The organism is Roseospirillum parvum, from assembly GCF_900100455.1.
Taxonomy (GTDB): Bacteria; Pseudomonadota; Alphaproteobacteria; order Rhodospirillales; family Rhodospirillaceae; genus Roseospirillum; species Roseospirillum parvum.
The window spans coordinates 444,277-468,440 of the sequence record NZ_FNCV01000002.1 but is presented as its reverse complement, the minus strand read 5'-3'; the positions used below and the strand labels follow the sequence as shown (position 1 = coordinate 468,440).

The window sequence follows — 24,164 nt, the reverse complement described above, 5'->3', positions numbered from 1 at the left end:
AGCATCGCCCCGGGTGGCTGTCCATGTTGCCCACCCCGCCATCCACCCCCCGCCCGCTCGTCCATCCACCCCCCCCGCCCGCCCGTCCACCCGCCCGCCCACCCGCCAGGAATCGCCGTGTCCGACGCCAAGCCCACCCCGATGATGGCCCAGTACCTGGGGCTCAAGGCCGAGCACCCGGACTGTCTGCTGTTCTACCGCATGGGCGACTTCTACGAGCTGTTCTTCGCGGACGCCGAGCAGGCGGCGGCGGCGCTCGACATCGCCCTGACCAAACGCGGCGAGCACCTGGGCCAGCCCATCCCGATGTGCGGCGTGCCGGTGCACAGCCACGAAAGCTACCTCACCCGGCTGATCGAGAAGGGCTTCAAGGTGGCGGTCTGCGAGCAGACCGAGGACCCCGCCGAGGCGCGCCGCAAACGGGGCTCGAAGGCCCTGGTCAACCGCGAGGTGGTGCGCCTGATCACCCCGGGCACCCTGTCCGAGGACAACCTGCTGAGCGCCCGGGCGGCCAACTGGCTGGCCGCCGTGGCTCGCCTCAAGGGCGAGACGGGGCTGGCCTGGCTCGACATGTCGACCGGCGAGTTCGCCGTCCAGGCGCTGGCCCCGGGGCCGGCCGCCCTGGCCGCCGCGCTGGCCCGCCTCGCCCCCGGCGAGGTGCTGCTGCCCGAGGCGCTGACCCAGGACCCCGCCCTGTTCGAGACCCTGGCCCCCTGGCGCGACCGTCTGACCCCGCTGCCCGACAGCCGCTTCGATGCCGCCAACGCCCGGCGCCGCCTGGAACAGGTGTTCGGGGTGGCGACGCTGGAGGGCTTCGGCGCCTTTTCGCCCCCCGGGGTGGCCGCCGCCGGCACCCTGCTCGACTACCTGGAGTTGACCCAGAAGGGCCGCCTGCCGCGTCTTCAGCCGCCGCGCCCGGTGGCCGCCGGGGCGATCCTCGAGATCGACGCCGCCACCCGCCGCAACCTGGAGCTTTCGGCCACCCTGTCCGGGGCCCGGGCGGGCAGTCTGCTGGCCGCCATCGACCGCACGGTGACCGGCCCCGGGGCGCGCCAACTGGCGGCCTGGCTGGCCGCCCCGCTGACCGACCCCGAGGCGATCACCGAGCGGGCCGCCTCGGTCGAGCTGCTGACCCGCCTGGGCGACACCCGCGACGCCCTGCGCCAGCGCCTGCGGCGGGTCCCCGACCTGCTGCGCGCCCTGTCGCGGCTGTCGCTGGAGCGCGGCGGGCCGCGCGACCTGGCCGCCATCGCCGCCGGGCTGGCCGAGGTGCCGGACCTCAAGGCCGACCTGCTGGGCGCCGGCCTGCTGGGAACCGGGCGGGGCGCGGGCGCGCTGTCCGGCGGCGAGCGGCTGCCGGCTGCCCTGGCCCGCGCCCTGGCCGAGCTGGGCGAACACGGCCCCCTGGTCGAGCGCCTGGGCCGCGCCCTGGTGCCGGAACCGCCGCTGATGGCCCGCGACGGCGGCTTCATCGCCGCTGGCTACCATCAGGACCTGGACGAGCTGCGCACCCTGGCCAGCGAAAGCAAGCGGCTGATTGCCGCCCTGCAGGCCGAATACGTGGCCGAGACCGGCATCCAGAGCCTGAAGATCAAGCAGAACAACGTGCTGGGCTACTATATCGAGGTCCCCACCCGGCACGGCGAGAAGCTGCTGGCGGCCGGCCGCGCGCGCCTGGAGGAAGGTGGCGCGGCGGCGGGCACCGACTTCGTCCACCGCCAGACCACCGCCCAGGCCCTGCGCTTCACCACCGTTGCCCTGTCGGACCTGGAGAACCGCCTGCGCGGCGCTGCCGACAAGGCGCTGGCCCTGGAACTGACCCTGCTCGCCGATCTGGCCGGCGAGGTGCTGGCGCGCGGCGAGGAGATCGCCCGCGCCGCCGGCGCCCTGGCCTTCCTCGACGTCATCGCCGGGCTGGCCGAGGTGGCGGTGGATCGTGGCCATGTCCGCCCCACGGTGGACGCCAGCGACGCCTTCCTGATCGAGGGCGGCCGTCACCCGGTGGTCGAGGCCGCCCTGGCCGAGGCCGGCGAGGCCTTCGTCGCCAACGACTGCGACCTCACCGCCGAGCAGCGGCTGTGGCTTTTGACCGGCCCCAACATGGCCGGCAAGAGCACCTTCCTGCGCCAGAACGCGCTGATCGCCGTGCTCGCCCAGATCGGCGCCTTCGTGCCCGCCCGGGCGGCCCGCATCGGCGTCGTCGACCGGCTGTTCAGCCGGGTCGGGGCGAGCGACGATCTGGCCGCCGGGCGCTCGACCTTCATGGTCGAGATGGTCGAGACGGCGGCCATCCTCAATCAAGCCGGGCCGCGCGCCCTGGTCATCCTGGACGAGATCGGGCGCGGCACCGCCACCTACGACGGCCTCGCCCTGGCCTGGGCGACGCTGGAGCACCTGCACGACCACAACCGCTGCCGGACCCTGTTCGCCACCCACTATCACGAGTTGACCGACCTCGCCGACAAGCTCAAGGCGCTGACCTGCCGGACCATGAAGGTGCGCGAGTGGAAGGGCCGGGTGGTCTTCCTGCACGAGGTGGCGCCGGGCACCGCCGACCGCTCCTACGGCATCCACGTGGCGCGTCTGGCCGGGTTGCCGCCGGCCGTGCTGAAGCGCGCCGAAACGGTGCTGGGCGAGTTGGAAAGCCGTCACCGCCGCCACCCGGACGCCGACCTGCCGCTGTTCGCCGCCCACGCCACCGCCCGCCCGGCCGCCGCCCCGCCCGAGCCGGACCCCGAGTCCGACTCCGGCGCGGCGTTCGACCCCGGCGGCCGCGCGGCGCTTGAGGCCCTGGCCGGACTCGATCCCGACCAGCTCACCCCGCGTCAGGCCCTGGACGCCCTCTACAACCTGAAAAATCATCTGACGGAGGCAGGTTAGGACATCGTTCCGACAGGCCTTTTTCGGCCGAGTGTGACGTCCGTCACCGTATCGGGGCTTGGCAAGGCGCATGCTGTTGGGCACTTTGGGCGTCCTGTGTCGGAGCTCCTGCCGCGAAGAAGGTCTCCCCCCGAGTTGAAATCCACCGCGCTGCCCCCCGTTGCCCGCTCGCCGGGCGAGTTGCGCGCCGAGGTCGCCGCCCTGCGCGCCGCCGGCGCCTCGGTCGCCCTGGTGCCGACCATGGGCTCGCTGCATGCCGGCCATCTGGCCCTGGTCCGCCGGGCCGCCGAGATGGCCGACAAGGTGGTGGTGTCGATCTTCGTCAACCCCACCCAGTTCGCCCCGCACGAGGACTTCGACAGCTACCCGCGCCATTTCGAGAACGACCGGGCCAGTCTGGCCGCCGAGGGGCTGACCCATCTGGTCTACTACCCCGGGGTTGGCGACATGTACCCGGAAGGCTTCGCCACCCAGGTCTCGGTGTCCGGGGTGTCGGAGGGCCTGTGCGCCACCACCCGGCCCCACTTCTTCGACGGCGTGGCCCTGGTCGTCGCCAAGCTTTTGAACCAGTGCCGGCCCGATGTCGCCCTGTTCGGCGAAAAGGACTTCCAGCAGCTTCAGGTGATCCGCCGGCTGGTCGCCGACCTCGACATCGGGGTGCGCATCGAGGGGGTGCCCATCGTCCGCGAGCCGGACGGCCTCGCCCTGTCGTCGCGTAACGCCTACCTGACGGAAGAGCAGCGGGCCCGCGCCGCCCACCTGCCCCGCGTGCTGGCCCGCGTCGCCGGCCGTGTCGCCATGGGCGAGGACGTCGGCATCGCCTGCCGCGAAGGCATCGACGAGCTGTTCGAGGCCGGCTTCGACAAGGTGGACTACCTGGAAGTGCGCCGCGAGGCCGACCTGTCGCCGGTGCTCGGCCGGCGCGCCCCGGACCAGACCCACCGCCCGGCCCGTGTCCTGGCCGCCGCCCACCTGGGGCGCACCCGGCTGATCGACAACATGCCGGTCCAGTAAGGTCGTGCTTGCCTACACCCTGCGCCGGCTGATCCTCATCGTCCCCACCCTGCTGGGGATCATGATCCTCAACTTCATCATCGTGCAGTTCGCCCCCGGCGGCCCGGTCGAGCAGACCCTGGCCCGCCTGCAGGGCAGCGACATCGCCGCCACCGCCCGCGTCTCTGGCAGCGGCGGCGGCGACGCGGGCTTCTCCGCCTCCTCCTCGGGTGGTGGCGGCGGCAGCGGGCCGGCCGGCTCCTATCGTGGGGCGCAGGGGCTCGACCCCGCCCTGATTGCCCGCATCGAGGCCATGTACGGCTTCGACAAGCCGCCCTTCGAGCGCTTTGTCGACATGATGGGCAACTATCTGGCCTTCGATTTCGGCGAGAGTTTCTACCGCGACCGCACGGTGCTCCAACTGATCGCCGACAAGATGCCGGTCTCGGTGTCGCTGGGGCTGTGGACCACCCTGATCGTCTATCTGGTCTCCATCCCGCTGGGCATCGCCAAGGCGGTGCGCGACGGCTCGCGCTTCGACATGCTGACCAGCGGTCTGGTCATCGTCGGCTACGCCATCCCCGCCTTCCTGTTCGCCATCCTTTTGGTGGTGCTGTTCGCCGGCGGCAGCTACCTCGACTGGTTCCCCCTGCGCGGCCTCACCTCGCCCGACTGGGAAAACCTCTCCTGGCCGGCCCGCATCGCCGACTACCTGTGGCACATCTGCCTGCCCGTGCTGTCCATGGTCATCGGCGGCTTCGCCGGCCTGACCATGCTGACCAAGAACTCCTTCCTCGAAGAGATCAACAAGCAGTACGTGACCACCGCCCGGGCCAAGGGGGCGACCGACAAGCGGGTGCTCTACGGGCACGTCTTCAGAAACGCCATGCTGATCGTGGTGGCCGGCTTTCCGGGCGCCTTCGTCGCCATCCTGTTCACCGGCTCCATGCTGACCGAGATCATCTTCAGTCTCGACGGCCTCGGCCTGCTGGGCTTCGAATCAGCCATCAACCGCGACTACCCGGTGATGTTCGGAACCCTCTACGTGTTCACCCTGCTCGGCCTGCTTCTGAAACTGGCCAGCGACCTGACCTACCACCTGATCGACCCCCGCATCGACTTCGCCGCGCGCGACGCCTGAGGCCACAAGGACCCCGCCCCGGGCGACAGGTTGGGGGCGTCGCCCCCAAACCCCCACCGGGGGATCGAAGGCGATCCCCCGGACCCCCTCCAATCATTGGTGCGTAAACGCTCCCGCCGAGCGGAACGCCTATGGTTTTTGGTTGCAGGCCAGCTTCGCTGGCCTGCCTGAACCCAACCACAGCAGGGCACGACAAACGCCACGGATCAGCGTTTCAAATCGTTTGTTGTTTTCGCAGGCCGGCGAAGCCGGCCTGCAACCAACCCCGATCAGCGTTCAACGCCACCGTGGCGTTTTGCACCAACGAATTGGCGGGGGTCCGGGGGACCGCCTTCGGTCCCCCGGTGGGGGTTCGGGGGCAAGGCCCCCGAGGTGATGGCGTGGGGGTTCGGGGGCAAGGCCCCCGAGGTGATGGCGGGGGGGGGGCGGGGGCAGCGCCTCCGAGGTGATGGCGCGGGGGGCGGGGGCAATGCCTCCAAATCGTTTGGAGGGGCACAGGCGCATCGGGTACCAAGGGGGCGGTTCAAGGTCGAAAGAGGATCGTCGATGGGGTTTCGCTTGTCGCCCATGGCGCGGCGTCGGCTGGGCAAGTTCCGGCGCAACCGGCGCGGCTACTGGTCCCTGTGGCTGTTCGTGGCGTTGTTCGGCCTGTCGTTGTTCGCCGAGCTTCTGGCCAACGACAAGCCGTTGCTGGTGTCCTACGATGGTGCCCTTTACGTGCCGGTGGTCAAGGCCTATCCGGAGACCACTTTCGGCGGCTTTTTCGAGACCGAGGCCGAGTACACCGACCCCGAGGTCCAGGCCCTGATCGAGGCCCGGGGGTGGCTGCTCTGGCCGCCCGTGCCGTGGTCCTACGACACCGTGGACCGGGCGCTTCAAGTCCCCGCCCCCAGCCCGCCCGACGCTCGCCACTGGCTGGGCACCGACGATCAGGCGCGCGACGTTCTGGCCCGCACCCTTTACGGCTTTCGCCTTTCGGTGCTGTTCGGGCTGACGCTGACCTTGTTCAGCTCGGTCATCGGCGTCGCGGCGGGGGCGGTGCAGGGTTATTTCGGCGGCCTGACCGACCTTGTCTTCCAGCGCCTGATCGAGATTTGGCAGGGCCTGCCCATGCTTTATCTGCTGATCATCCTGGCCAGCGTGGTGACGCCCAATTTCTGGTGGCTGCTGGGGCTGATGCTGCTGTTTTCGTGGATGGCCCTGGTCGATGTGGTGCGCGCCGAGTTCCTGCGCGCCCGCAATTTCGACTATGTGAAGGCGGCGCGCGCCCTGGGGGTGTCCAATCCCACCATCATGGTGCGCCATGTGCTGCCCAACGCCATGGTCGCCACCCTGACCTTCCTGCCCTTCATCCTGAACGGCGCCATCACCACCCTGACGGCGCTCGACTTTTTGGGCTTCGGTCTGCCCCCGGGCTCGCCCAGCCTGGGCGAGTTGCTCAATCAGGCCAAATCCAATCTCCAGGCCCCGTGGCTGGGCATCACCGCCTTTCTGGTGCTCGGCCTCAGCCTGTCGTTGCTCATTTTCATCGGCGAGGCGGTGCGCGATGCCTTCGACCCCCGCAAAGCCTGAGGGACCCCCCATGACCGAGAGCGATCCCCCGCTGCTTGAGATCGACGATCTTTCGGTGACCTTCGGCCAGGGCGAGGGCGCGGTGGACGCGGTGCGCGGGGTGAGCCTTGCCATCCGCCGTGGCGAAACCTTGGCCCTGGTCGGCGAAAGCGGCTCCGGCAAGTCGGTGACGGCGCTGTCGGTGCTGAGGCTTCTGCCCTATCCGCCGGCCCGCCATCCCGGCGGCGCCATCCGGCTTCAGGGCGAGGACCTGCTGACGGCGCCCGAGGCCCGTCTGAGGCAGGTGCGCGGCGGGCGCATCGGGATGATCTTCCAGGAGCCGATGACCAGCCTCAACCCCCTGCAGCCGATCAGCCGTCAGGTGGCCGAGGCGCTGATCCTGCACCAGACCCTGGGGCGGGCGGCGCTGCGCCGGCGGGTGGTCGAGTTGCTTGAACTGGTCGGCCTGGCCGAGGCGGAAAAGCGCCTTGATGCCCTGCCCCATCAGTTGTCCGGCGGCCAGCGCCAGCGGGTGATGATCGCCATGGCCCTGGCCAACGACCCCGACCTGCTGATCGCCGACGAGCCGACCACGGCGCTGGATGTCACCATCCAGGCCCAGATCCTCGACCTTTTGGCCGAGCTCAAGGCGCGCCTGGGCATGGCGGTGCTGTTCATCACCCACGATCTGTCCATCGTGCGCCGCATCGCCGACCGGGTGGCGGTGATGAAGGACGGCCGGGTGGTCGAGCAGGGGGGCGCCGGGCAGGTCCTCTCCGCCCCCGCCCATCCCTACACCCAGGCCCTGCTGGCCGCCCAGCCCAAGGGCCGGCCGACCCACCCGCCGGCCGACGCCGCCCCGGTGCTGGAGGCGGCCGGGATCACCGTGCACTTCCCCACCGGGGGCGGTTTCCTGGGCCGGCGGGGCGAGCCGATCCGCGCCGTCGACGGCATCGACCTGGCGCTGAAGGAGGGCGAGACCCTGGGCGTGGTCGGCGAAAGCGGCTCCGGCAAGACCACCCTGGGCCTCGCCCTGCTGCGTCTTCAGGCCAGCCAGGGGCGGATCGCCTTCGCCGGGCGCGACATCGCCGGCCTCAAGACCCGCGCCCTGAGGCCCCTGCGCAAGGAGATGCAGATCGTCTTCCAGGACCCCTTCGGCGCCTTGAGCCCGCGCCTGTCGGTGGCCGAGATCGTCGGCGAGGGGCTGAAGGTGCACGGCCTGGCCGGCGATGCCGCCGAGCGCCGACGGGCGATTGCCCAGGCGCTGGAGGAAGTGGGCCTCGATCCCAAGGCCATGGAGCGCTACCCGCACGAGTTCTCCGGCGGTCAGCGCCAGCGCATCGCCATCGCCCGGGCCCTGGTCCTGAAACCCCGGCTGGTGGTGCTCGACGAGCCGACCAGCGCCCTCGATGTCTCGGTCCAGGCGCAGATCGTCGACCTTCTGCGCGACCTTCAGGCGCGCCACCGGCTGGCCTACCTGTTCATCAGCCACGATTTGCGCGTGGTCCGCGCCCTGGCCGACCGCCTGCTGGTGATGAAGGACGGCCGGGTGGTCGAGCACGGCCCGGCGGAAACCATCTTCCGCACCCCCAGCCACCCCTACACCCAGACCCTGCTGGCGGCGGCCCTGCTGGAAGCGAACTGAGGGGCGATTGGCCGTTGCGGTTGTCGGGCGGGGGGGCTACCATGCCCCCGTGTTCGCCTTTCGTTGCACTTTGGGAGCGTGCCCCCCCCCATGACCCCCCCCAAGACCCCCCGACGCCTCGCCACGGCCCGCCTGGGCTGCCTGCTTGTGGCCGGCCTGCTGCTGGCCGGCTGCAATACCACCAAGCCCATGGAGATGCCGCGACCGACCCATACCGGGGTCTCCGCCGCCGCCGCCAATCCGATGGGCGGTCTGGAAAAGATGGCCCTGACCCGGGTGGTGGCCGACATCCCCCGGGGCACCGTGATCGCCCACCTGCCCAGCAGCGGCATTGACGACCTGGAAGGCCACCTGTGCAACTATCGGCTCAGCGGAAACGGGACGCTCATGGAATGGGCCGCCGGGCCCAGTTCCTCCTTCGGCGATTGGGACCGCGACTTCGCCCGCATCTTCCGCGATGTGATGAGCCAGGCCGGCTACGAGGTGGCCGGCGATCCGCGCGACCTGTTCGGCCGAGACGAGGAACTGGCCGGGACCCGCTATCAGGTCGGCGCCCGGCTGCTCGAAATCAAAGGCAACGTCTGTCAGGCCCATGACTGGGTTTATGCCTTCCCGATGGATAGCTTCTCGGCCGAGTTCTACGTCAAGGTCGAGTGGAACCTGTACGACACCCTGAGCAAGGAAACCATCAAGCGCCTCACCACCGAGGGGTACGCCAAGCGCACCCGCTCCCAGGAACAGGGCCTGATGCTGACGCTGGGCGACGCTTTCGCCGTGGCGACCGAAATCCTGGCCGCCGACAAGGAATTCCACGCCTTCCTCAGCGGCGAAAACGACTCGCCCGCCCTTGCCGCCGGAAGGGCCGGGACCAGCCCCTACGACAGCCCGATCACCATCGCCGAGGTGCCCGACTCCGCCCGGCCGATGAAGGAAACCATGGACCGCACCCTGGACTCGGTGGTGCTGGTGCGGGTCGGCGGGGGCCACGGCTCGGGGCTGATCATCGACCCCCGGGGCTACATCCTGACCAACGCCCACGTGGTCGGCGAGGCCGACACCGTGATGGTGCGCCTGAACTCGGGCATCGAAGTGCAAACCCAGGTGCTGCGCCGCCACAAGGGGCGCGACGTGGCGCTGCTCAAGGCGCCGCTGGGCGGGCTCGTCCCCATGCCCCTGCGCACCCGCCCGGCCGAGCGGCTGGAAACCGTCTACGCCATCGGCGCCCCGTTCGACGAATCGCTGTCGGCCACCATCACCCAGGGCACGGTCAGCGCCCTGCGCACCGATGACAAGAGCGGCTGGGGCTGGATCCAGTCGGACGTCAGCATCACCGGCGGCAACAGCGGCGGACCGCTGGTCGACGGGAACGGCAACGCCCTGGGTATCGTCACCCAGGGCATCCCCACCCACCTCACCCATCTGGCCGCCGACCTGAACTTCATGGTGCCCATCGGCGAGGCCCTGGATGCCCTCAACATCCGCCCCGCCCAGCCCGGAAGCTGAAGGGGCGGCAGGACTTGATGGGGCTTGATGGGGCGCTGCCCCATACCCCGCCGGGGGATCGAAGGCGATCCCCCGGACCCCCTCCATTTCGTTGGCGCGGAACGCCGGCCGCGAGGTCAATTCGGATGGGGTTGGTTGCGGGCCAGCTTCGCTGGCCCGCGTAAACAAACACCAAGCAGCTCTACGAAGAACGATGCGCGGATCAAATCCGCGTATGACGGCTGTGTGATGGTTTTTGGTTCCGCAGGCCAGCGAAGCTGGCCTGCAACCAACCCCCATCCGCGCACGGCTCGACCTTAAGCGTTCCACACCCACGAACTGGCGGGGTCCGGGGGGACCGTTATTGGTTTGCGCAAACCGTCGTCGGGAACCTTCGGTTCCCTCGGGGTTTGCGCGGCCCCCCGGCGGTTCTGATAAGGCGATCCCTAAGGCCCCCCTCCAGTCCTTGGAGCGGAACGCTGGCAGCGGCTTGAATTCGGATGGGGTTGGTTGCGGGCCAGCTTCGCTGGCCCGCGTAAACAGACACCAAGGAAAAAGCGCCACTCGGACCGGATGCGCCCTTGTTCGGTTGTTTCCGCAGGCCAGCGAAGCTGGCCTGCAATCAACCCCATCCGCGCACGGCTCGTCCCAAGCGATGCACTCCAACGAATTGGCGGGGTCCGGGGGGACCCAGTCCCCCCGGCGGGGTTCAAGGGGCAGCGCCCCCTGTTTGGTTTTCTGTCCTCACTCGGGCAGCCGTTCGGCTCCGAGGTCGTCGAGCAGGGTGCTGACCTTGCTCATCACTGTTTCCAGGGTTGCCGGGTCGGTGCCCCGGGCGACCACGGCGGCGCCTACCCGGCCGTCGCGGGCGAAGGGGTAGCTGCCGATGTCGACCGCCGGGTGGCTGTTCTGGATGGCCTCCAGGGGGGCGGCCAGATCGCCTTCCTTCACGTAGGCGGCCAGCGAGCGCGAGAGGATCGGCGCCCCGGCGGCGAGGGTCGGTTTCAGGGCCTCGAACATGGCGCGGGCGATGGACGGCACCCCGGCCAGCACGTGGACGTTGCCGATGCGGTAGCCGGGGGCGGCGCTGACCGGGTTGTCGATCAGCGCGGCGCCGTCGGGTACCTCGGCCATTTTCAGGCGCGCCGCGTTGAGGGTTCCGGCGTCCGGGTAGTGGGCTTCGAGGCGGGCCACCGCCTCGGGATGGCGGATCACCTTCAGGCCGAAGGCCTTGGCGACGGCGGCGGTGGTGATGTCGTCGTGGGTCGGGCCGATGCCGCCGGTGGTGAACAGGTAGTCGACCTCGGCGCGCAAGGCATTCAGCGCCGCCACGATGGCCGTTTCGTGGTCGGCCACCACGCGGGCCTCGATCAGGGGGATGCCGAGCCGGGCCAGCTCCTCGCCGAGGAAAGCCAGGTTGGCGTCCCTGGTGCGGCCGGACAGGATCTCGTTGCCGATGATCAGAAGGGCGGCGGTGGGCATCGAAAACAACCTCCAGGCGGAACGCGGGGGGACGATGGTAACACCGCCGTTCCGGCTGGGGGTAGGCGCGGCGGCGCGCCGTGGGTATGATCCGCCCATCCCTTTACCCCAGCGGAGACCCCCGCCGTGAGCCTGATCCTCGACCGCCCCGATTTCGAGGCCGGGCGCGATGCCCTGGCCCTGCTCGCCTTTGCCGAAAGCCTGGCCGACGCCGCCCGGCCGGTGGTCTATCGCCACTTCCGCCAGCCGCTGGAGGTGGAGACCAAGGCCGACCTGTCGCCGGTGACCGTCGCCGACCGCGAGATCGAGGCCCAGATGCGGGCCCTCGTCCGGGGCAGCCATCCGGACCACGGCATCCTCGGCGAGGAGGCCGGCACCGAGGGGCTGGAGCGTGATCTGGTGTGGGTGCTCGACCCCATCGACGGCACCAAGAGCTTCATCTCCGGCATGCCCACCTTTGGCACCCTGATCGGGCTGGCCGAGCGTGGCCGGCCGCTGGCCGGGGTGATCGACATGCCGGCCCTGAACGAGCGCTGGAGCGCCATCAAGGGGCGGCGGACCACGGTCAACGGCACCCCGGTGGCGGTCAGCGGGCAGGGCGAGTTGGCCCAGGCCCGGCTGTTCTCCACGGCGCCGGAGATGTTCGGGAAGCCGGATCTGAAGCAACGCTACGACGATCTCGCCGGCCGGGTCGGGCTGCGCCGCTTCGGGGCCGACTGCTACGGCTACTGCCTGCTGGCCGGCGGCTGGATCGATCTGGTCGTCGAGGCCGACCTCAAGCCCTACGACTACATGGCGGTGGCGCCGGTGGTCGAGCACGCCGGCGGGGTGATCAGCGACTGGAACGGCCAGCCCCTGACCCTCAATTCGGACGGCCGGGTGGTGGCGGCGGCCAGCCGCCAGTTGCACGCCCGCGCCGTGGCCCTGCTCAAGGACCGCTGAGCGGCCACCCGTCAGCCCGGCGCCGGCGGCTGGGCGGTGGGCAGGATGACGTGGAAGGTGCTGCCGGCGCCGGGGGTGGATTCGACCCAGATGCGCCCCCCCAGGCGTTCGACGATGCGCTGGCACAGGGCCAGGCCGACCCCGGTGCCGGGGTAGGCATCGCGCGGGTGCAGGCGCTGGAAAATCTGGAAGATGCGGCCGAAGAAGGCGGGGTCGATGCCGATCCCGTTGTCGGTCACGCTGATGTGCACCTGCCCTGGCGGGGCGTCGTCATGGGCCGCCACGCGGACCCGGGGCGGCCGTTCGGCGGCGCGGTATTTCAGGGCGTTGCCGATCAGGTTGGTGAACAGCTGGGCCATGTGGGCCGGGTCGGCCTGGACCCGGGGCAGGGGGTCGATGACGATCTCGGCGTTGCTTTCGTGCACGGTCAGCGCCAGATCGTGGCGCACCCGCGCGACGATCGGGCCGAGGTCGAGCGGGCCCGGGTGGTGGACCGAGAACGACACCCGCGAATAATCGAGCAGATCGAGGATCAGGTTGCGCATGCGCACCGCGCCCTCGACCGCGTAGTGGATGATCTGCCGGCCCTCGTCGTCCAGGCGGTCGGCGTAGCGGCGTTCCAGCAGCTGCAGGAAGCTGGTCACCATGCGCAACGGCTCCTGCAGGTCGTGGCTGGCCACGTAGGCGAACTGTTGCAGGTCCTGGTTGGAGCGTTCCAGCTCCTCCCAGGCGCGGCGGCTGTCGGTGATGTCGATCAGCACGCCGTTGTAGATGGTGCCGCCGTCGGGTTGCGGATCGGGGGTCAGGGTCACCTTCAGCCAGCGCGGGGTGCCCTGGGCGGTGATCTTCACCTCGCCCTGCCAGGGGGCGCCCTGGGTCAGCGCGGCCAGACGTTCGGCCCGGTTGGCGGCGGCGCCGTTGCTCTCGTCGCGCAGGCTGTCGCCCAGCAGCACGTTCGGGCCGGCGGCGAGCAGGGCGGCGGGCGGCTGGCCGAGCAGGCTTTCCGCGCTTTCCGACAGGTAGACAAGGCGGGCCCGCTCGGGGCGGCCGGGCGGCACCCGCAACTGGCAGAAGGCGGCCCCGGTCTGCTCGGCGACCTGGTTTAGGATGGCTTCGTTGCGGCGCAGGCGGGCCGATTCGTGGACCCGCCCGGTGATGTCGCGCGAATGGCCGGCGAGCAGGGCCACCGTGCCATCCGGCCCCGGGATGGGGTGGATGTGGTTTTCGAAGTGCAGGCCCTCGCGCACGTCCTCGATCACCGCCGGGATGCCGCTGGCCGCCACCTGATCGGTGCGGGCCCGCCGGCTGGCCGCCAGTTGGGGCGGGAAGAGGGTGAACAGGTCGCTGCCGATGATGTCCTGGGGGCGCTTGCCGAAGCGCCCGGCGAAGGTGGCGTTGCAGGCCAGCAGGTGGCCGTCCGGGCGGAACAGGAAGGCGGCATCCGGCGCCGCGTCGAGCAGGGCCCGGTTGCTGCGCTCGGCGGTGGCCAGGGCCTCGACGGCGGCATGGCGCTCGGTGATGTCTTCCAGCAGGCCGGCCACGCAGCCGGGGTGGCCGTCGGCGTCGCGGATCAGCGACAGATGGACGATGGCCCGCATGGTTTGGCCGTTGGCCCGGCTGTAGCGTTTCTCGATGCGCGCCGAGTCGATCCCGCCGGCGAACAGCCGGCCCGCCAGTTGATCGCTGGTTGGCAGGTCATCCGGGTGGGTGAGGTCGCGGAAGGTGAGGTCTCGCAGCTCCTCCCAGGGGCGCCCGACCATGCGGCAGAAGGCGTCGTTGACCCACAGGTAGGCGCCGTCGAGGCCAACCAGGCTGAAACCGACCGAGCTGTGGGTGAAGGTTGCCTTCAGGGTGTCGAGGACGAAACCGGGAGCCTCGGCAACGGGGTCCGCGGGGCGTGTCATGGGGGGCGGCAATCCTTGATGCCTGAAGATTGTCTGGTTGGCGAGTATGGGCGCGCGCGGTGGGGCGGGCAAGCGGCGCGCGCCCCGGCCGGGCCCGCCAAGACGGCCACGCGCCAAGACGGCCACCATGGCGTCGCCTGAAGGATCGACCCGAGAGGCGCGCCGGTTGCCGACTCGGCTGGATGTTCTACCCAGGTTGTCTGTCCCGGGGGCTGTCATCCAACTTTAACACGCCAGTCACAAATGGTTCCCGGTCGCTGACTATTCTCGCTGCGGTGACAGGGCCCGCCGCCCCTGGTTCGCCGTGCCCGTGGCCGGCCCCTGAAAGGGGGTTCGGTTCGGCGCGGTCGCCGCGGCGAGAGGCGCCGCGGTTCCTCCCGGCTCCCCAAGGGGTCCTTTCCCGGGCCTTGCCGGGGCGACGGCGGACGGCGGTTTCCCTGACCGGTATCAACCGACCCACACGACATCGTTGGAGGTCCCCCAGTGTTCAAGAAGACCCTCGCCATCGCGGCCGTGGCTGCCGTGACCTGTGCCGGCGCCGCCGAGGCCCGCGACCAGGTTCAGATCAAGGGCTCGTCGACCGTTCTGCCGTTCGCCAACGTGGTGGTCGAGCAGTTCGGCAAGGCCTATGCCGGCAAGTTCAAGGCCCCGCACCTGGAGTCCGGTGGCTCCTCGGCCGGCCTCAAGGAGTTCTGCAAGGGCGTCGGTGAGAACTTCATCGACATCGCCAATGCCTCGCGTCCGATCAAGGACAAGGAAATCAAGGCCTGCGCCGAGAACGGCGTGACCGACATCATCGAGATCCGCATCGGCAAGGACGGCGTGGTGTTCGCCAACCCGGTCGACAAGCCGGCCTTCGCCTTCGAGCCGCAGCACATCTACCAGGCCCTGGCCGCCCAGGTGAACATGGACGGCAAGCTGGCCGACAACACCCACGCCACCTGGAACCAGATCGACCCGAGCTTCCCGAACCAGGAAATCCTGATGTTCATCCCGGGCGAGAAGCACGGCACCCGTGAGGTGTTCGAGGTCCGCGTCCTGGAGCCGGGCTGCGCCGAGACCGGTGCCGAGGACCTGTTCAAGGCCGCCGGCGACAAGAAGGCCAAGGGCTGCGCCCAGGTCCGCAAGGATGGCGTGTCGGTCGACATCGACGGCGACTACACCGAGACCCTGGCCCGCGTCGAGTCCAACCCCAACGGCATCGGCGTCTTCGGCCTCTCCTTCTACGAGGAGAACAAGGACAAGGTGAAGGTGGCCACCATGAGCGGCGTCGAGCCCTCGCTGGAGACCATCCAGAGCGGTGAGTACCCGGTTTCGCGCTACCTGTACTTCTACGTCAAGACCGCCCACCTGGGTGTCATCCCGGGCCTGGAAGAGTACGTCGACTTCTTCCTGTCCGACCAGATGACCGGCCCCGAGGGCATGCTGGCCGACAAGGGTCTGATCCCGCTGTCGGACGCCCAGATGGAAGAGGTCCGTCAGGGCTTCGCCAAGCGCGAGAACATCGCCGCCAAGTAAGCGGCTGATCGCGACGATCAGGGAGTGGCCGGGGCGGGAGAGCCCGCGCCGGCCACTTTCTTTCCCTTGCCCCGCTTCCTTTTGGTGCCCTGGTCCCCGTGAAGGGGGCCGCCGGTCGCCCTCCCCGCCCCCGCCCGCCCCTTTCCCGGTCAGGCCCGACGACGCCCCGCCGAAGGGGGCGCCCGGCCGGTCCCGGTGGTGCCGGCGTGGCACGCCACCCGGATGGGGGGCGGGGTGGCCGGCGCGGCGACTCCCCCCACGCCCGGGTCCACCCGCTTCGGGTCCCGCCCGGCGACGGCCCGGTCGCCCCGGGGTTTCCCTGGACGGGTCGTTTCCGTTAACACTTCCGACGCCCGGTTCCCCAACCCGGTTCCTGATTAAAGACAAGGCGCGACGCACGATGTCCTTGACCACGATGCTTCTGGTCCTTCTGGTGGCCGCCCTTGCCGTCTACTTCCTGGGCAGCCGTCGGGCCCGCCAGGTGGTGCGCGGCGAGATCCGCCAGCTTCACTCGCTGCCCCCGTTCTATGGCGCCTACGTCGGCCTGTGGCTGGCCGTGCCGGCGCTGGCGGTGATGATCCTGTGGCTGGCCATCGAGCCGATGATCCTCGGCGCCAGCCTGCGCGCCGACCTGCCGGCCAGCGTGCTGAACGGACCCAAGGACCAGATCGGCCTGATCGTCTCGACCATCAAGAGCCTGGCCACCGGCGGCGTCACCGGCTCGACCATCGAGCCATTCATGATGGAACTGGCCGACGACTACGCGGCCGCCAAGGCGACCGGGCGCAGCCTGATGACGGCCGCCGTGTTCGCCGCCGCCCTGGCCGGCGGGGTGGTCGGCTTCCTGCACATCCGGCCGGCCATGCGGGCCCGCAACCGGGTCGAGACGGTGATCCGCATCCTGCTCATCGTCGCCTCCTCGATTGCCATCCTGACCACCGCCGGCATCGTGCTGTCGATGCTCTTTGAGACCATCAACTTCTTCCGCGAGGTGCCGCTCGCCAACTTCTTCCTGGGCACCACCTGGGATCCGCGCTTCGCCGCCGCCGGCTCGGGGGGCGCCACCGGGCAGTTCGGCATGCTGCCGCTGCTCTGGGGGACCATGTTCGTGTCCATCGTGGCGATGGCGGTGGCGGTGCCGGTGGGCCTGTTCGCGGCCATCTACATGGCTGAGTACGCCGCCCCCAAGGTGCGTTCGGTGGTCAAGCCGCTGCTCGAGATCCTGGCCGGCATCCCGACCGTGGTCTACGGCTTCTTCGCCCTGGTCACGGTGGGTCCCTTCCTGCGCGACATCGGCGGCACCATCGGCCTGGACATCGACGCCCGCAGCACGCTGACCGCCGGCTTCGTGATGGGCATCATGATCATCCCCTTCGTCAGCTCGCTGTCCGACGACGTCATCACCGCGGTCCCCCAGGCGATGCGCGAGGGCTCCTACGGGCTCGGCGCGACGCGCTCGGAAACCATCCGCCGGGTGGTCTTCCCGGCCGCCCTGCCGGGCATCGTCGGCTCCATCCTGCTGGCCGTCAGCCGGGCCATCGGCGAGACCATGATCGTGGTCATGGCCGCCGGCGTGACCGCCAACCTGACCGCCAACCCGCTGGAGCCGATCACCACCGTGACCGTGAAGATCGTCAACCAGTTGACCGGCGACCACGAGTTCAGCAGCCCCCAGACGCTGGTTGCCTTCGCCCTTGGCATGACCCTGTTCGTCATCACCCTGGGCTTGAACATCGTCGCCTTGCGGGTGGTCCGCAAATACCGCGAGCAGTACGAATAGAGCTTGTAAAGAGGGGCTCCCGATGAGCAACGCCCACGCCGACGACAGCTTCGAGTCCGCCCCCCGGCGGGTCGAGGGCACCACCCGGACCAGCCACTGGCAGAAACGCCTGCGGCGCCGCTACGCCGCCGAGAAGCGCTTCCAGGCCTATGGCATCATCGCCATCTGTCTGGGCATCAGCTTCCTGGTGGTGCTGTTCTCCAGCATCATCGGCAACGCCCTGCCGGCCTTCACCGAGGCGCGCATCAAGCTTGAGGTGCACCTCGACCAGGGCGACCTGGGAATCAAGGACCCGAGCGACGAGGGCGAGCTTCTGCGCGCCTACTACCTGAAGCCGGTGCGCGAGGCCCTGAAGAAGGTCATCCCGCCGGCCGACCGGGCCGAGCGCAAGGACCTCTACGGGCTGCTGTCGGTCAACGCCGACGCCAAGGTGCGCCAGATGGTGCTGAGCGACCCCACTGTGCTGGGCACCACGCAGACCGTGTGGGTGCTGGCCAGCGGCGACGTGGACGTGATGATGAAGGGCATCATCGGCCGCGACGTGCCCGAGGAGCGCCGCCAGATCAACGACCGCCAGCTGGCCTGGATGGATCAGCTCGTCGAGCAGGGCCTGCTGGAGCAGAAGTTCAACACCACCCTGTTCACCGCCGCCGCCTCGGCCGAGCCGGAAGCGGCCGGTGTCGGCGCCGCCCTGGTCGGCTCGCTGATGATGATGGGCGTGGTGCTGATCCTGACCCTGCCCATCGGCGTCGCCGCGGCGGTCTATCTTGAGGAATTCGCCCCGGTCAACTGGTTCACCGACCTGATCGAGGTGAACATCAACAATCTGGCCGCCGTGCCCTCGATCGTCTTCGGCCTGCTCGGTCTGGCGGTGTTCATCAACTTCATGGAGCTGCCCCGCGCCGCGCCGCTGATCGGTGGCATGGTGCTGACCCTGATGACCCTGCCCACCGTCATCATCGCCACCCGGGCCGCCCTGAAGGCGGTGCCGCCGTCGATCCGCGAGGCCGCCCTGGGGGTCGGGGCGTCGAAGATGCAGTCCATCTTCCACCACGTGCTGCCGCTGGCCGGACCGGGCATCCTGACCTCGATCATCATCGGTCTGGCCCAGGCCCTGGGCGAGACGGCGCCGCTGCTGATGATCGGCATGGTCGCCTTCGTGGTCGACCATCCGTCCACCCCGCTGGACGCCGCGACCGCCCTGCCGGTGCAGATCTACATGTGGTCGGGCCTGCCCGAGCGTGGCTTCGTGGCCCGCACCTCGGCCGCCATCGTGGTGCTGCTCGGCTTCCTCATCATCATGAACGCCTCGGCCGTCTGGCTGCGCAGGAAATTCGAGAGAAGGTGGTAGACAAGATCATGGACCAGGAAAGCATCGAGCGTCCCAAGCAGACCGCCGGCACTCCGCTTCTGGAGGGTCGTCCGCCCAAGGTGGCGTCGCGCGGGGCCAATGTCTTCTACGGCGACAAGCAGGCCATCAAGGAAGTCAGCCTGGACATCGGCGAGAACGAGGTGACCGCCTTCATCGGTCCCTCGGGCTGCGGCAAGTCCACCTTCCTGCGCTGCCTCAACCGGATGAACGACACCATCGACATCTGTCGGGTGAGTGGCGACATCCGTCTCGACGGCCAGGACATCTATGACAAGAGCGTCGATGTGGTCGAGCTGAGGACCCGCATCGGCATGGTCTTCCAGAAGCCCAACCCGTTCCCCAAGTCGATCATGGAGAATGTCGCCTACGGGCCGCGCATCCATGGCATGATCACCGACAAGGCCAGCCTGGAAGAGGTCGTCCAGGGCAGCCTGGAGCGGGCCGGTCTGTGGGAAGAGGTGAAGGATCGCCTGGACACCCCGGGCACCGGCCTGTCGGGCGGCCAGCAGCAGCGGCTGTGCATCGCCCGCGCCATTGCCGTGCACCCGGAGGTGATCCTGATGGACGAGCCGTGCTCGGCGCTCGACCCCATCGCCACCGCCAAGATCGAGGAGCTGATTGACGAGCTGAGGGAAAACTTCACCATCGTCATCGTCACCCACTCCATGCAGCAGGCGGCCCGGGTCAGCCAGCGCACCGCCTTCTTCCACCTGGGCGAGCTGATCGAGTGCAACGACACCGAGCAGATCTTCACCAACCCGGAACACAAGCTGACCCAGGGTTACATCACCGGTCGCTTCGGCTGAGGGCAGGGGCCCCGGCCGGCGGATTGATCAGAAGGAATCATAGACGATGGCTCCCAGCGGACCGAACCACCAGCACACGGTGACATCGTTCGACGACGAGCTGCGCAAGCTCAACAACACCATCAGCCGCATGGGCGGTCTGGCCGAAACCCAGCTCACCCAGGCCCTGAAGGCGCTGTCGCAGCGCGACAGCGACTTGGCCAGCCGGGTGGTCAGCCAGGACGCGCAGATCGACCAGCATGACCAGGAGGTGCAGAACCTGGTGGTCCGCCTGCTTGCCCTGCGCCAGCCGATGGCCGACGACCTGCGGCTGATCGTCGGGGCACTGAAGGTCAGCGCCGATCTCGAGCGGATCGGCGACTATGCCGCCAACGTCGCCAAGCGGACCATGGTCATCAACCAGATTCCGCCGGTCAAGGCGGCCGGGCCGATCCCCCTGATGGGCCGGCTGGTGCAGGAGTTGATCAAGGACGTGCTCGACGCCTACGTGGAGCGCGACGAGGACAAGGCGCTCGACGTCTGGCGGCGCGACGAGGAGGTGGACGAGATGCACACCTCGCTGACCCGCGAATTCATCACCTACATGATGGAAGACCCGCGCAACATCACCTCGTGCACCCACCTGATGTTCATCATCAAGAACATCGAGCGCATCGGCGACCACGCCACCAACATCGCCGAGACGGTGCACTTCACGGTCAGCGGGCGGCCGATCTCCGGCCAGCGCCCCAAGGGTGACGCCGGCAGCGCCCCGGACCTCGGCAACGAGACGGCCTGAGCAGGAAAGACCTTCATCCGATGAAGCCCCTGGTGCTGATCGTCGAGGACGAGGTGGCCCTGGTCACCATGCTGCGCTACAACCTGGAGAAGGAAGGCTTCCGCGTCGCCGAGGCGGGCGACGGCGAGGAAGCCCTGACCCTGGTCGCCGAAACGCCGCCCGATCTGGTCCTGCTCGACTGGATGCTGCCGGTGATGTCTGGCGTCGAGGTGTGCCGCCAGTTGCGCCGCAAGCCGGCCAGCCGCGACCTGCCGGTGATCATGCTGACGGCGCGCAGCGAGGAAAGCGACAAGCTGCGCGGCCTCGACACCGGGGCCGACGACTACCTGACCAAGCCCTTCTCCATGCCCGAGCTGATGGCCCGGGTGCGCGCCCTGTTGCGCCGCGCCCGCCCGGCCAAGGCCAAGGGCAGTCTGATGTTCGCCGACATCGAGATGGACCTCAATGCGCACCGGGTGACCCGCGGCGGGCGCTATGTCCACCTGGGGCCGACCGAGTTCCGCCTGCTCCAGTTCCTGATGGAGCACCCGGGCACGGTGTTCAGCCGCGAGGAGTTGCTGAACGCCGTCTGGGGGCCGGACATCTATGTTGAGCCGCGCACCGTGGACGTGCACATCCGCCGTCTGCGCAAGGTGCTGAACGGCGAGGCGGAGACCGACGTCATCCGCACCGTGCGCGCCGCCGGCTACGCCCTGGACATCGCGCCGGTTTTGGGGTGAGGGGTCGCATGGGCCCGCCGGATGAGGGGCTCGGGGCCATCAGCCCATGAATTCATGGCCCGCCCTGGCGGCCGCTGCTTCCGGCCCCTATTTGAGGGCGACAGTTTAGAGGGCGCTTACTCTGAGGGCGACACTCCGGCGTTCGGGTCCCGGGACTCGGCAGGCGCGATTTGGCATGGCCAGGTCGCGCCTTTTTTCAATGATAACCCTCAATGTGGAATCATTCTAAAGTTTGTAGGGTGATTGGGTTCCCGGCGCCTCCCGGGTCGCGCCTCCCGCCGTTCCCATCGGCGCGCGAACCGGACCCGGGGTGCCTCCCTCTCCTCGGACCCTGAGGACGCACGCCCATGACCTCCGCCAAACTGATCGCCCTGGCCACCGCCGGGGTCCTGACCGCCCAGCTGACGGCCGGCCCCGCCGTCGCCGACGAGCTGATGGACATGGCCAACGAGTTCTTCGAACCCATCCCGGCCACCATCCCGGCGGTCAAGGACAACCCGGTGACCGACGAGAAGGTCGACCTGGGCCGCATGCTGTTCTTCGAACCGCGCCTGTCGCGCAGTTGGCTGATCTCGTGCAACACCTGCCACAACCTGGGCACCGGCGGTGACGACAACCTGGAAACCTCGATCGGTCACGGCTGGCAGAAGGGGCCGCGCAACGCCCCCACCGTGTTCAACGCGGTGTTCAACATCGCCCAGTTCTGGGACGGCCGGGCCGAGGACCTGAAGGCCCAGGCCAAGGGCCCGGTGCAGGCCGGCGTGGAGATGGCCAACACCCCGGACCGCGTGGTCGCCACCCTGAAGAGCATCCCGGAATACGTCTCGCTGTTCGAAACCGCCTTCCCCGGCGAGAAGGACCCGGTGACCTTCGACAACATGGCCAAGGCCATCGAGGCCTTCGAGGCCAAGCTGGTCACCCCCAATTCCCCCTTCGACCGCTTTCTGGTCGGCGACGCCACGGCGCTTGACGCCACCGAGCGCCAGGGTCTGGAACTGTTCATCGACAAGGGCTGCGTGTCGTGCCACTCCGGCGTCAACGTCGGCGGCAACGGGTACTTCCCGTTCGGCGTCGTCGAACGCCCGGGCGCCGAGATCCTGCCGGCCGGCGACAAGGGCCGCTTCCAGGTCACCAAGACGGCGGCCGAGGAGTACGTCTTCCGGGCCGGCCCGCTGCGCAACATCGAGCTGACCGCCCCCTACTTCCACTCCGGCAAGGTGTGGGACCTGGAGCAGGCGGTGGCCATCATGGGCACCTCGCAGCTCGGCGAGGAGCTGGGCGACGACGAGGTGAAGGCCATCACCGCCTTCCTGCGCACCCTGACCGGTGAACAGCCCGAGGTGGAATACCCCATCCTGCCCCTGGAAACCGCCGACACCCCGCCGCCGGAAGCCATGGAGCCGCTGGGTCAGTAACCGTCCTCCCTTCGATCAGGCAGACCATCACCAAGGGGGCGGAAGCCCCCTTGTTTCTTGCCCGGTTTTCTTGCCTGGGGCGGGCCCCAAAAAAAGGTGACCTACATACCTAACTAGCCAAGCGGCCAAACAGGGCGCGGCTAGGCAAGGCCACGCGCATAGGGGTTTCCGATCAGTCGTTGCATTCAATCTGCGGGGGGATTAACCGCTCGATTGCAAGTTGCGCAACAGACGGAGGTATGTCTTTTTGCTTGCGCCTGAGGTAAGTGGCGAATCTGCCGCCCTCAAGGTACTCCTCTTGGAGCCACCGCCTGTATTCTCCAAGAGCCTCCAAGGGGTAACAGTTAGCCATTTGTGGGTTCGACTTGGATTGCGGGTGGTCATCAGGGTACCTATGAGGAAATAGGCCGCGCTCACCAAATCGTGCGGTGAGATTGTTATCCTTCCAATGCTGCGCCCAGCACTTACCGATTGAGCCATCTGGTACGGTTCGTTCGCCAACGTCAGCCCCAGCCATGATAAGTTCATAGATAATTGTGTGAGCTTCGTTCAGTATGCTGAAATATCCGCGAGGTGCACTATGAAAGTTCATCTCAATACGTTCGTGCCATTTTCGTAGTGGTTCTGTATTGGCCCCTGATGGGTTGTAGCCAACTTGGCTGTAAATTAGCTCTTTGAGTTTTGAGCCGGCAAGAAGGCGGAAATTATCTCTTGCTTCTTCCTGACAATTAACACCTGCGTCGAAAGCGTAATATTCTAATATGGCAAGGCAAATCTCTGCTGGGTAGCAAAGGTGCTTTACATTCTTATAGGGCACTTCTACATGAGGGCGCTCAGCATGCAGCCCGGATTTTTCGAGTATGGACTTAATTGCTTTAATTCGAGGTTTTTCTTCATTCCATTGGGAGCTAATTGTTCCGATATGGGCATTCATCACGCCACACAACGCAGCCAGACCGCGCTGGTTGAGGTATGGCGTGCCGTCGGATAGTACGCCCATGCCGATCCCGGAGACCTCGGTCTCCTTGTCGATCCCGAGATCAAGCTGTTCGGAGCCGATTTCCTTGGAGCTTGAAGAGGGGGCTAAGTGACTGATTTTGTTGGCGTTCGAGGTGATTTCCTTTTTTGGAGAAACGACGGAGTTAACCACCTCATCAAACCCCGCATCAATCGGTTCGATCTCGCCCGGCTTCTTAGGCATGGCTACAACTCCTTGTAGGTCAGACGCTTGCCTTCCATGCGTTCGATTGTAGCGTTGATGAAGGCCATGGTGCTAGCCCTGGATGTGTTGTGCCGGAATGAGAATTCCTTCACGTACCGATGCAAGTGTTTGGCGCTCATGTAGTGGTAGATGCCGTAGTGCCCGCGCTTCAGGAGACCCCAGAAGCTTCCGACCCCTTTGTGTGGGCCATGTTGTTCACGAACTGGCGGGCGGAGTGGCAGGCGGTCTTGTGGTCATAGCCAATCTCTGCGAGGTCTTTGTAGCCCTTGAAGTCTTCGGTGACGACGACTGAGCCGTTGGAGACGTTCTCGCGGATGAACTCGACCAGTGTCTTCCCCTTGACGTTCTCAACGGGCTTGGCGCGGACTTCACCGTTCTCGTTCCGGATGCCAACGACAGGGGTTTTCCCAACGGCACCACGGCCCGCATTTAGCTTCTTGTTGGCTAGTTAAGTATATAGATCCCCAAAAAAAGCAGCCAGGCGCGGCGTCCGCCCCTGGCTGCGTCTTTATGGTCAGTCGGCCCGGCCGACTC

At 68.1% G+C, this 24,164-nt stretch carries 17 protein-coding genes and 1 pseudogene; 14 read left to right on the top strand and 4 right to left on the bottom strand.

Features of this window, described 5'->3' with window-relative positions; genetic code table 11:
- Window positions 1-141 precede the first annotated feature (141 nt).
- The 6 genes from mutS (at window position 142) to BLR95_RS05010 (ending at window position 9,713) form a co-directional block, all read left to right on the top strand.
- A complete protein-coding gene (gene mutS / locus BLR95_RS05035) occupies window positions 142-2,880 on the top strand; it encodes a DNA mismatch repair protein MutS (protein WP_092616536.1) in 2,739 nt (912 codons plus the stop codon).
- Window positions 2,881-3,015: 135 nt separating this feature from the next.
- Window positions 3,016-3,894 (top strand): pantoate--beta-alanine ligase, encoded by an 879-nt coding sequence (gene panC / locus BLR95_RS05030; protein WP_092616351.1) that lies wholly within the window; start codon window positions 3,016-3,018, stop codon window positions 3,892-3,894.
- A 4-nt stretch (window positions 3,895-3,898) separates the two neighbouring features.
- Complete coding sequence (locus BLR95_RS05025) at window positions 3,899-5,014, top strand: microcin C ABC transporter permease YejB (RefSeq protein ID WP_092616348.1); 1,116 nt, start codon at window positions 3,899-3,901, stop codon at window positions 5,012-5,014.
- A gap of 546 nt (window positions 5,015-5,560) precedes the next feature.
- Window positions 5,561-6,586, top strand: coding sequence for an ABC transporter permease (locus tag BLR95_RS05020; protein WP_092616345.1), 1,026 nt, complete (start codon window positions 5,561-5,563; stop codon window positions 6,584-6,586).
- A 10-nt stretch (window positions 6,587-6,596) separates the two neighbouring features.
- Window positions 6,597-8,210 carry an ABC transporter ATP-binding protein gene (locus tag BLR95_RS05015; protein ID WP_092616342.1) on the top strand — a complete coding sequence of 538 codons (1,614 nt, stop codon included), beginning with the start codon at window positions 6,597-6,599 and terminating at the stop codon, window positions 8,208-8,210.
- A gap of 90 nt (window positions 8,211-8,300) precedes the next feature.
- Window positions 8,301-9,713: a S1C family serine protease gene (locus tag BLR95_RS05010; protein ID WP_092616339.1), complete on the top strand. Its 1,413-nt coding sequence runs from the start codon at window positions 8,301-8,303 to the stop codon at window positions 9,711-9,713.
- Window positions 9,714-10,436: 723 nt separating this feature from the next.
- Here the strand turns inward: BLR95_RS05010 and BLR95_RS05005 are convergent.
- Window positions 10,437-11,174 (bottom strand): competence/damage-inducible protein A, encoded by a 738-nt coding sequence (locus BLR95_RS05005; RefSeq protein ID WP_092616336.1) that lies wholly within the window; start codon window positions 11,172-11,174, stop codon window positions 10,437-10,439.
- 126 nt (window positions 11,175-11,300) lie between these two features.
- On the opposite strand from BLR95_RS05005, the gene hisN reads away from it, so the two are divergent.
- Window positions 11,301-12,116, top strand: coding sequence for a histidinol-phosphatase (hisN, locus tag BLR95_RS05000; protein WP_245689254.1), 816 nt, complete (start codon window positions 11,301-11,303; stop codon window positions 12,114-12,116).
- Window positions 12,117-12,127: 11 nt separating this feature from the next.
- On the opposite strand, the gene BLR95_RS04995 is transcribed toward hisN, so the two are convergent.
- Window positions 12,128-14,020 (bottom strand): sensor histidine kinase, encoded by a 1,893-nt coding sequence (locus BLR95_RS04995; protein ID WP_176787623.1) that lies wholly within the window; start codon window positions 14,018-14,020, stop codon window positions 12,128-12,130.
- A 483-nt stretch (window positions 14,021-14,503) separates the two neighbouring features.
- Here BLR95_RS04995 and BLR95_RS04990 point away from each other — a divergent pair, with 483 nt between their 5' ends.
- The 7 genes from BLR95_RS04990 to BLR95_RS04960 all read left to right on the top strand — a co-directional run bounded on the left by BLR95_RS04990 (window position 14,504) and on the right by BLR95_RS04960 (window position 22,408).
- Complete coding sequence (locus tag BLR95_RS04990) at window positions 14,504-15,538, top strand: substrate-binding domain-containing protein (protein ID WP_092616330.1); 1,035 nt, start codon at window positions 14,504-14,506, stop codon at window positions 15,536-15,538.
- A gap of 400 nt (window positions 15,539-15,938) precedes the next feature.
- On the top strand, window positions 15,939-17,318 hold the full coding sequence (pstC, locus tag BLR95_RS04985; RefSeq protein WP_092616326.1) for a phosphate ABC transporter permease subunit PstC: 1,380 nt from the start codon (window positions 15,939-15,941) through the stop codon (window positions 17,316-17,318).
- A 22-nt stretch (window positions 17,319-17,340) separates the two neighbouring features.
- Window positions 17,341-18,669, top strand: a complete 1,329-nt coding sequence (gene pstA, locus BLR95_RS04980; RefSeq protein WP_092616323.1) for a phosphate ABC transporter permease PstA — start codon at window positions 17,341-17,343, stop codon at window positions 18,667-18,669.
- 8 nt (window positions 18,670-18,677) lie between these two features.
- A complete protein-coding gene (gene pstB / locus BLR95_RS04975; RefSeq protein ID WP_092616530.1) occupies window positions 18,678-19,496 on the top strand; it encodes a phosphate ABC transporter ATP-binding protein PstB in 819 nt (272 codons plus the stop codon).
- A gap of 46 nt (window positions 19,497-19,542) precedes the next feature.
- Complete coding sequence (gene phoU, locus BLR95_RS04970) at window positions 19,543-20,274, top strand: phosphate signaling complex protein PhoU (RefSeq protein ID WP_092616320.1); 732 nt, start codon at window positions 19,543-19,545, stop codon at window positions 20,272-20,274.
- Window positions 20,275-20,294: 20 nt separating this feature from the next.
- Window positions 20,295-20,993, top strand: coding sequence for a phosphate regulon transcriptional regulator PhoB (gene phoB / locus BLR95_RS04965; RefSeq protein WP_092616316.1), 699 nt, complete (start codon window positions 20,295-20,297; stop codon window positions 20,991-20,993).
- A 347-nt stretch (window positions 20,994-21,340) separates the two neighbouring features.
- Window positions 21,341-22,408, top strand: a complete 1,068-nt coding sequence (locus BLR95_RS04960) for a cytochrome-c peroxidase (RefSeq protein WP_092616313.1) — start codon at window positions 21,341-21,343, stop codon at window positions 22,406-22,408.
- A gap of 172 nt (window positions 22,409-22,580) precedes the next feature.
- Here the strand turns inward: BLR95_RS04960 and BLR95_RS15450 are convergent, their stop codons facing one another.
- Together BLR95_RS15450 and BLR95_RS16015 are read right to left on the bottom strand one after the other, a co-directional pair.
- Window positions 22,581-23,609, bottom strand: a complete 1,029-nt coding sequence (locus BLR95_RS15450; RefSeq protein ID WP_143130934.1) for a BstA C-terminal domain-containing protein — start codon at window positions 23,607-23,609, stop codon at window positions 22,581-22,583.
- Window positions 23,610-23,611: 2 nt separating this feature from the next.
- Window positions 23,612-24,075: pseudogene (locus BLR95_RS16015) on the bottom strand (IS1595 family transposase); the annotation flags it as partial.
- Window positions 24,076-24,164 lie beyond the last annotated feature (89 nt).

Coding starts and splice junctions, on each gene's coding strand:
- mutS (WP_092616536.1), top strand. CDS start 142: ATGATGGCCCAGTACCTGGGGCTCAAGGCCGAGCACCCGGACTGTCTG.
- BLR95_RS05020 (WP_092616345.1), top strand. CDS start 5,561: ATGGGGTTTCGCTTGTCGCCCATGGCGCGGCGTCGGCTGGGCAAGTTC.
- BLR95_RS05015 (WP_092616342.1), top strand. CDS start 6,597: ATGACCGAGAGCGATCCCCCGCTGCTTGAGATCGACGATCTTTCGGTG.
- BLR95_RS05010 (WP_092616339.1), top strand. CDS start 8,301: ATGACCCCCCCCAAGACCCCCCGACGCCTCGCCACGGCCCGCCTGGGC.
- BLR95_RS05005 (WP_092616336.1), bottom strand. CDS start 11,174: ATGCCCACCGCCGCCCTTCTGATCATCGGCAACGAGATCCTGTCCGGC.
- BLR95_RS04995 (WP_176787623.1), bottom strand. CDS start 14,020: ATGACACGCCCCGCGGACCCCGTTGCCGAGGCTCCCGGTTTCGTCCTC.
- pstC (WP_092616326.1), top strand. CDS start 15,939: ATGTCCTTGACCACGATGCTTCTGGTCCTTCTGGTGGCCGCCCTTGCC.
- pstA (WP_092616323.1), top strand. CDS start 17,341: ATGAGCAACGCCCACGCCGACGACAGCTTCGAGTCCGCCCCCCGGCGG.
- pstB (WP_092616530.1), top strand. CDS start 18,678: ATGGACCAGGAAAGCATCGAGCGTCCCAAGCAGACCGCCGGCACTCCG.
- phoU (WP_092616320.1), top strand. CDS start 19,543: ATGGCTCCCAGCGGACCGAACCACCAGCACACGGTGACATCGTTCGAC.
- phoB (WP_092616316.1), top strand. CDS start 20,295: ATGAAGCCCCTGGTGCTGATCGTCGAGGACGAGGTGGCCCTGGTCACC.
- BLR95_RS04960 (WP_092616313.1), top strand. CDS start 21,341: ATGACCTCCGCCAAACTGATCGCCCTGGCCACCGCCGGGGTCCTGACC.
- BLR95_RS15450 (WP_143130934.1), bottom strand. CDS start 23,609: ATGCCTAAGAAGCCGGGCGAGATCGAACCGATTGATGCGGGGTTTGAT.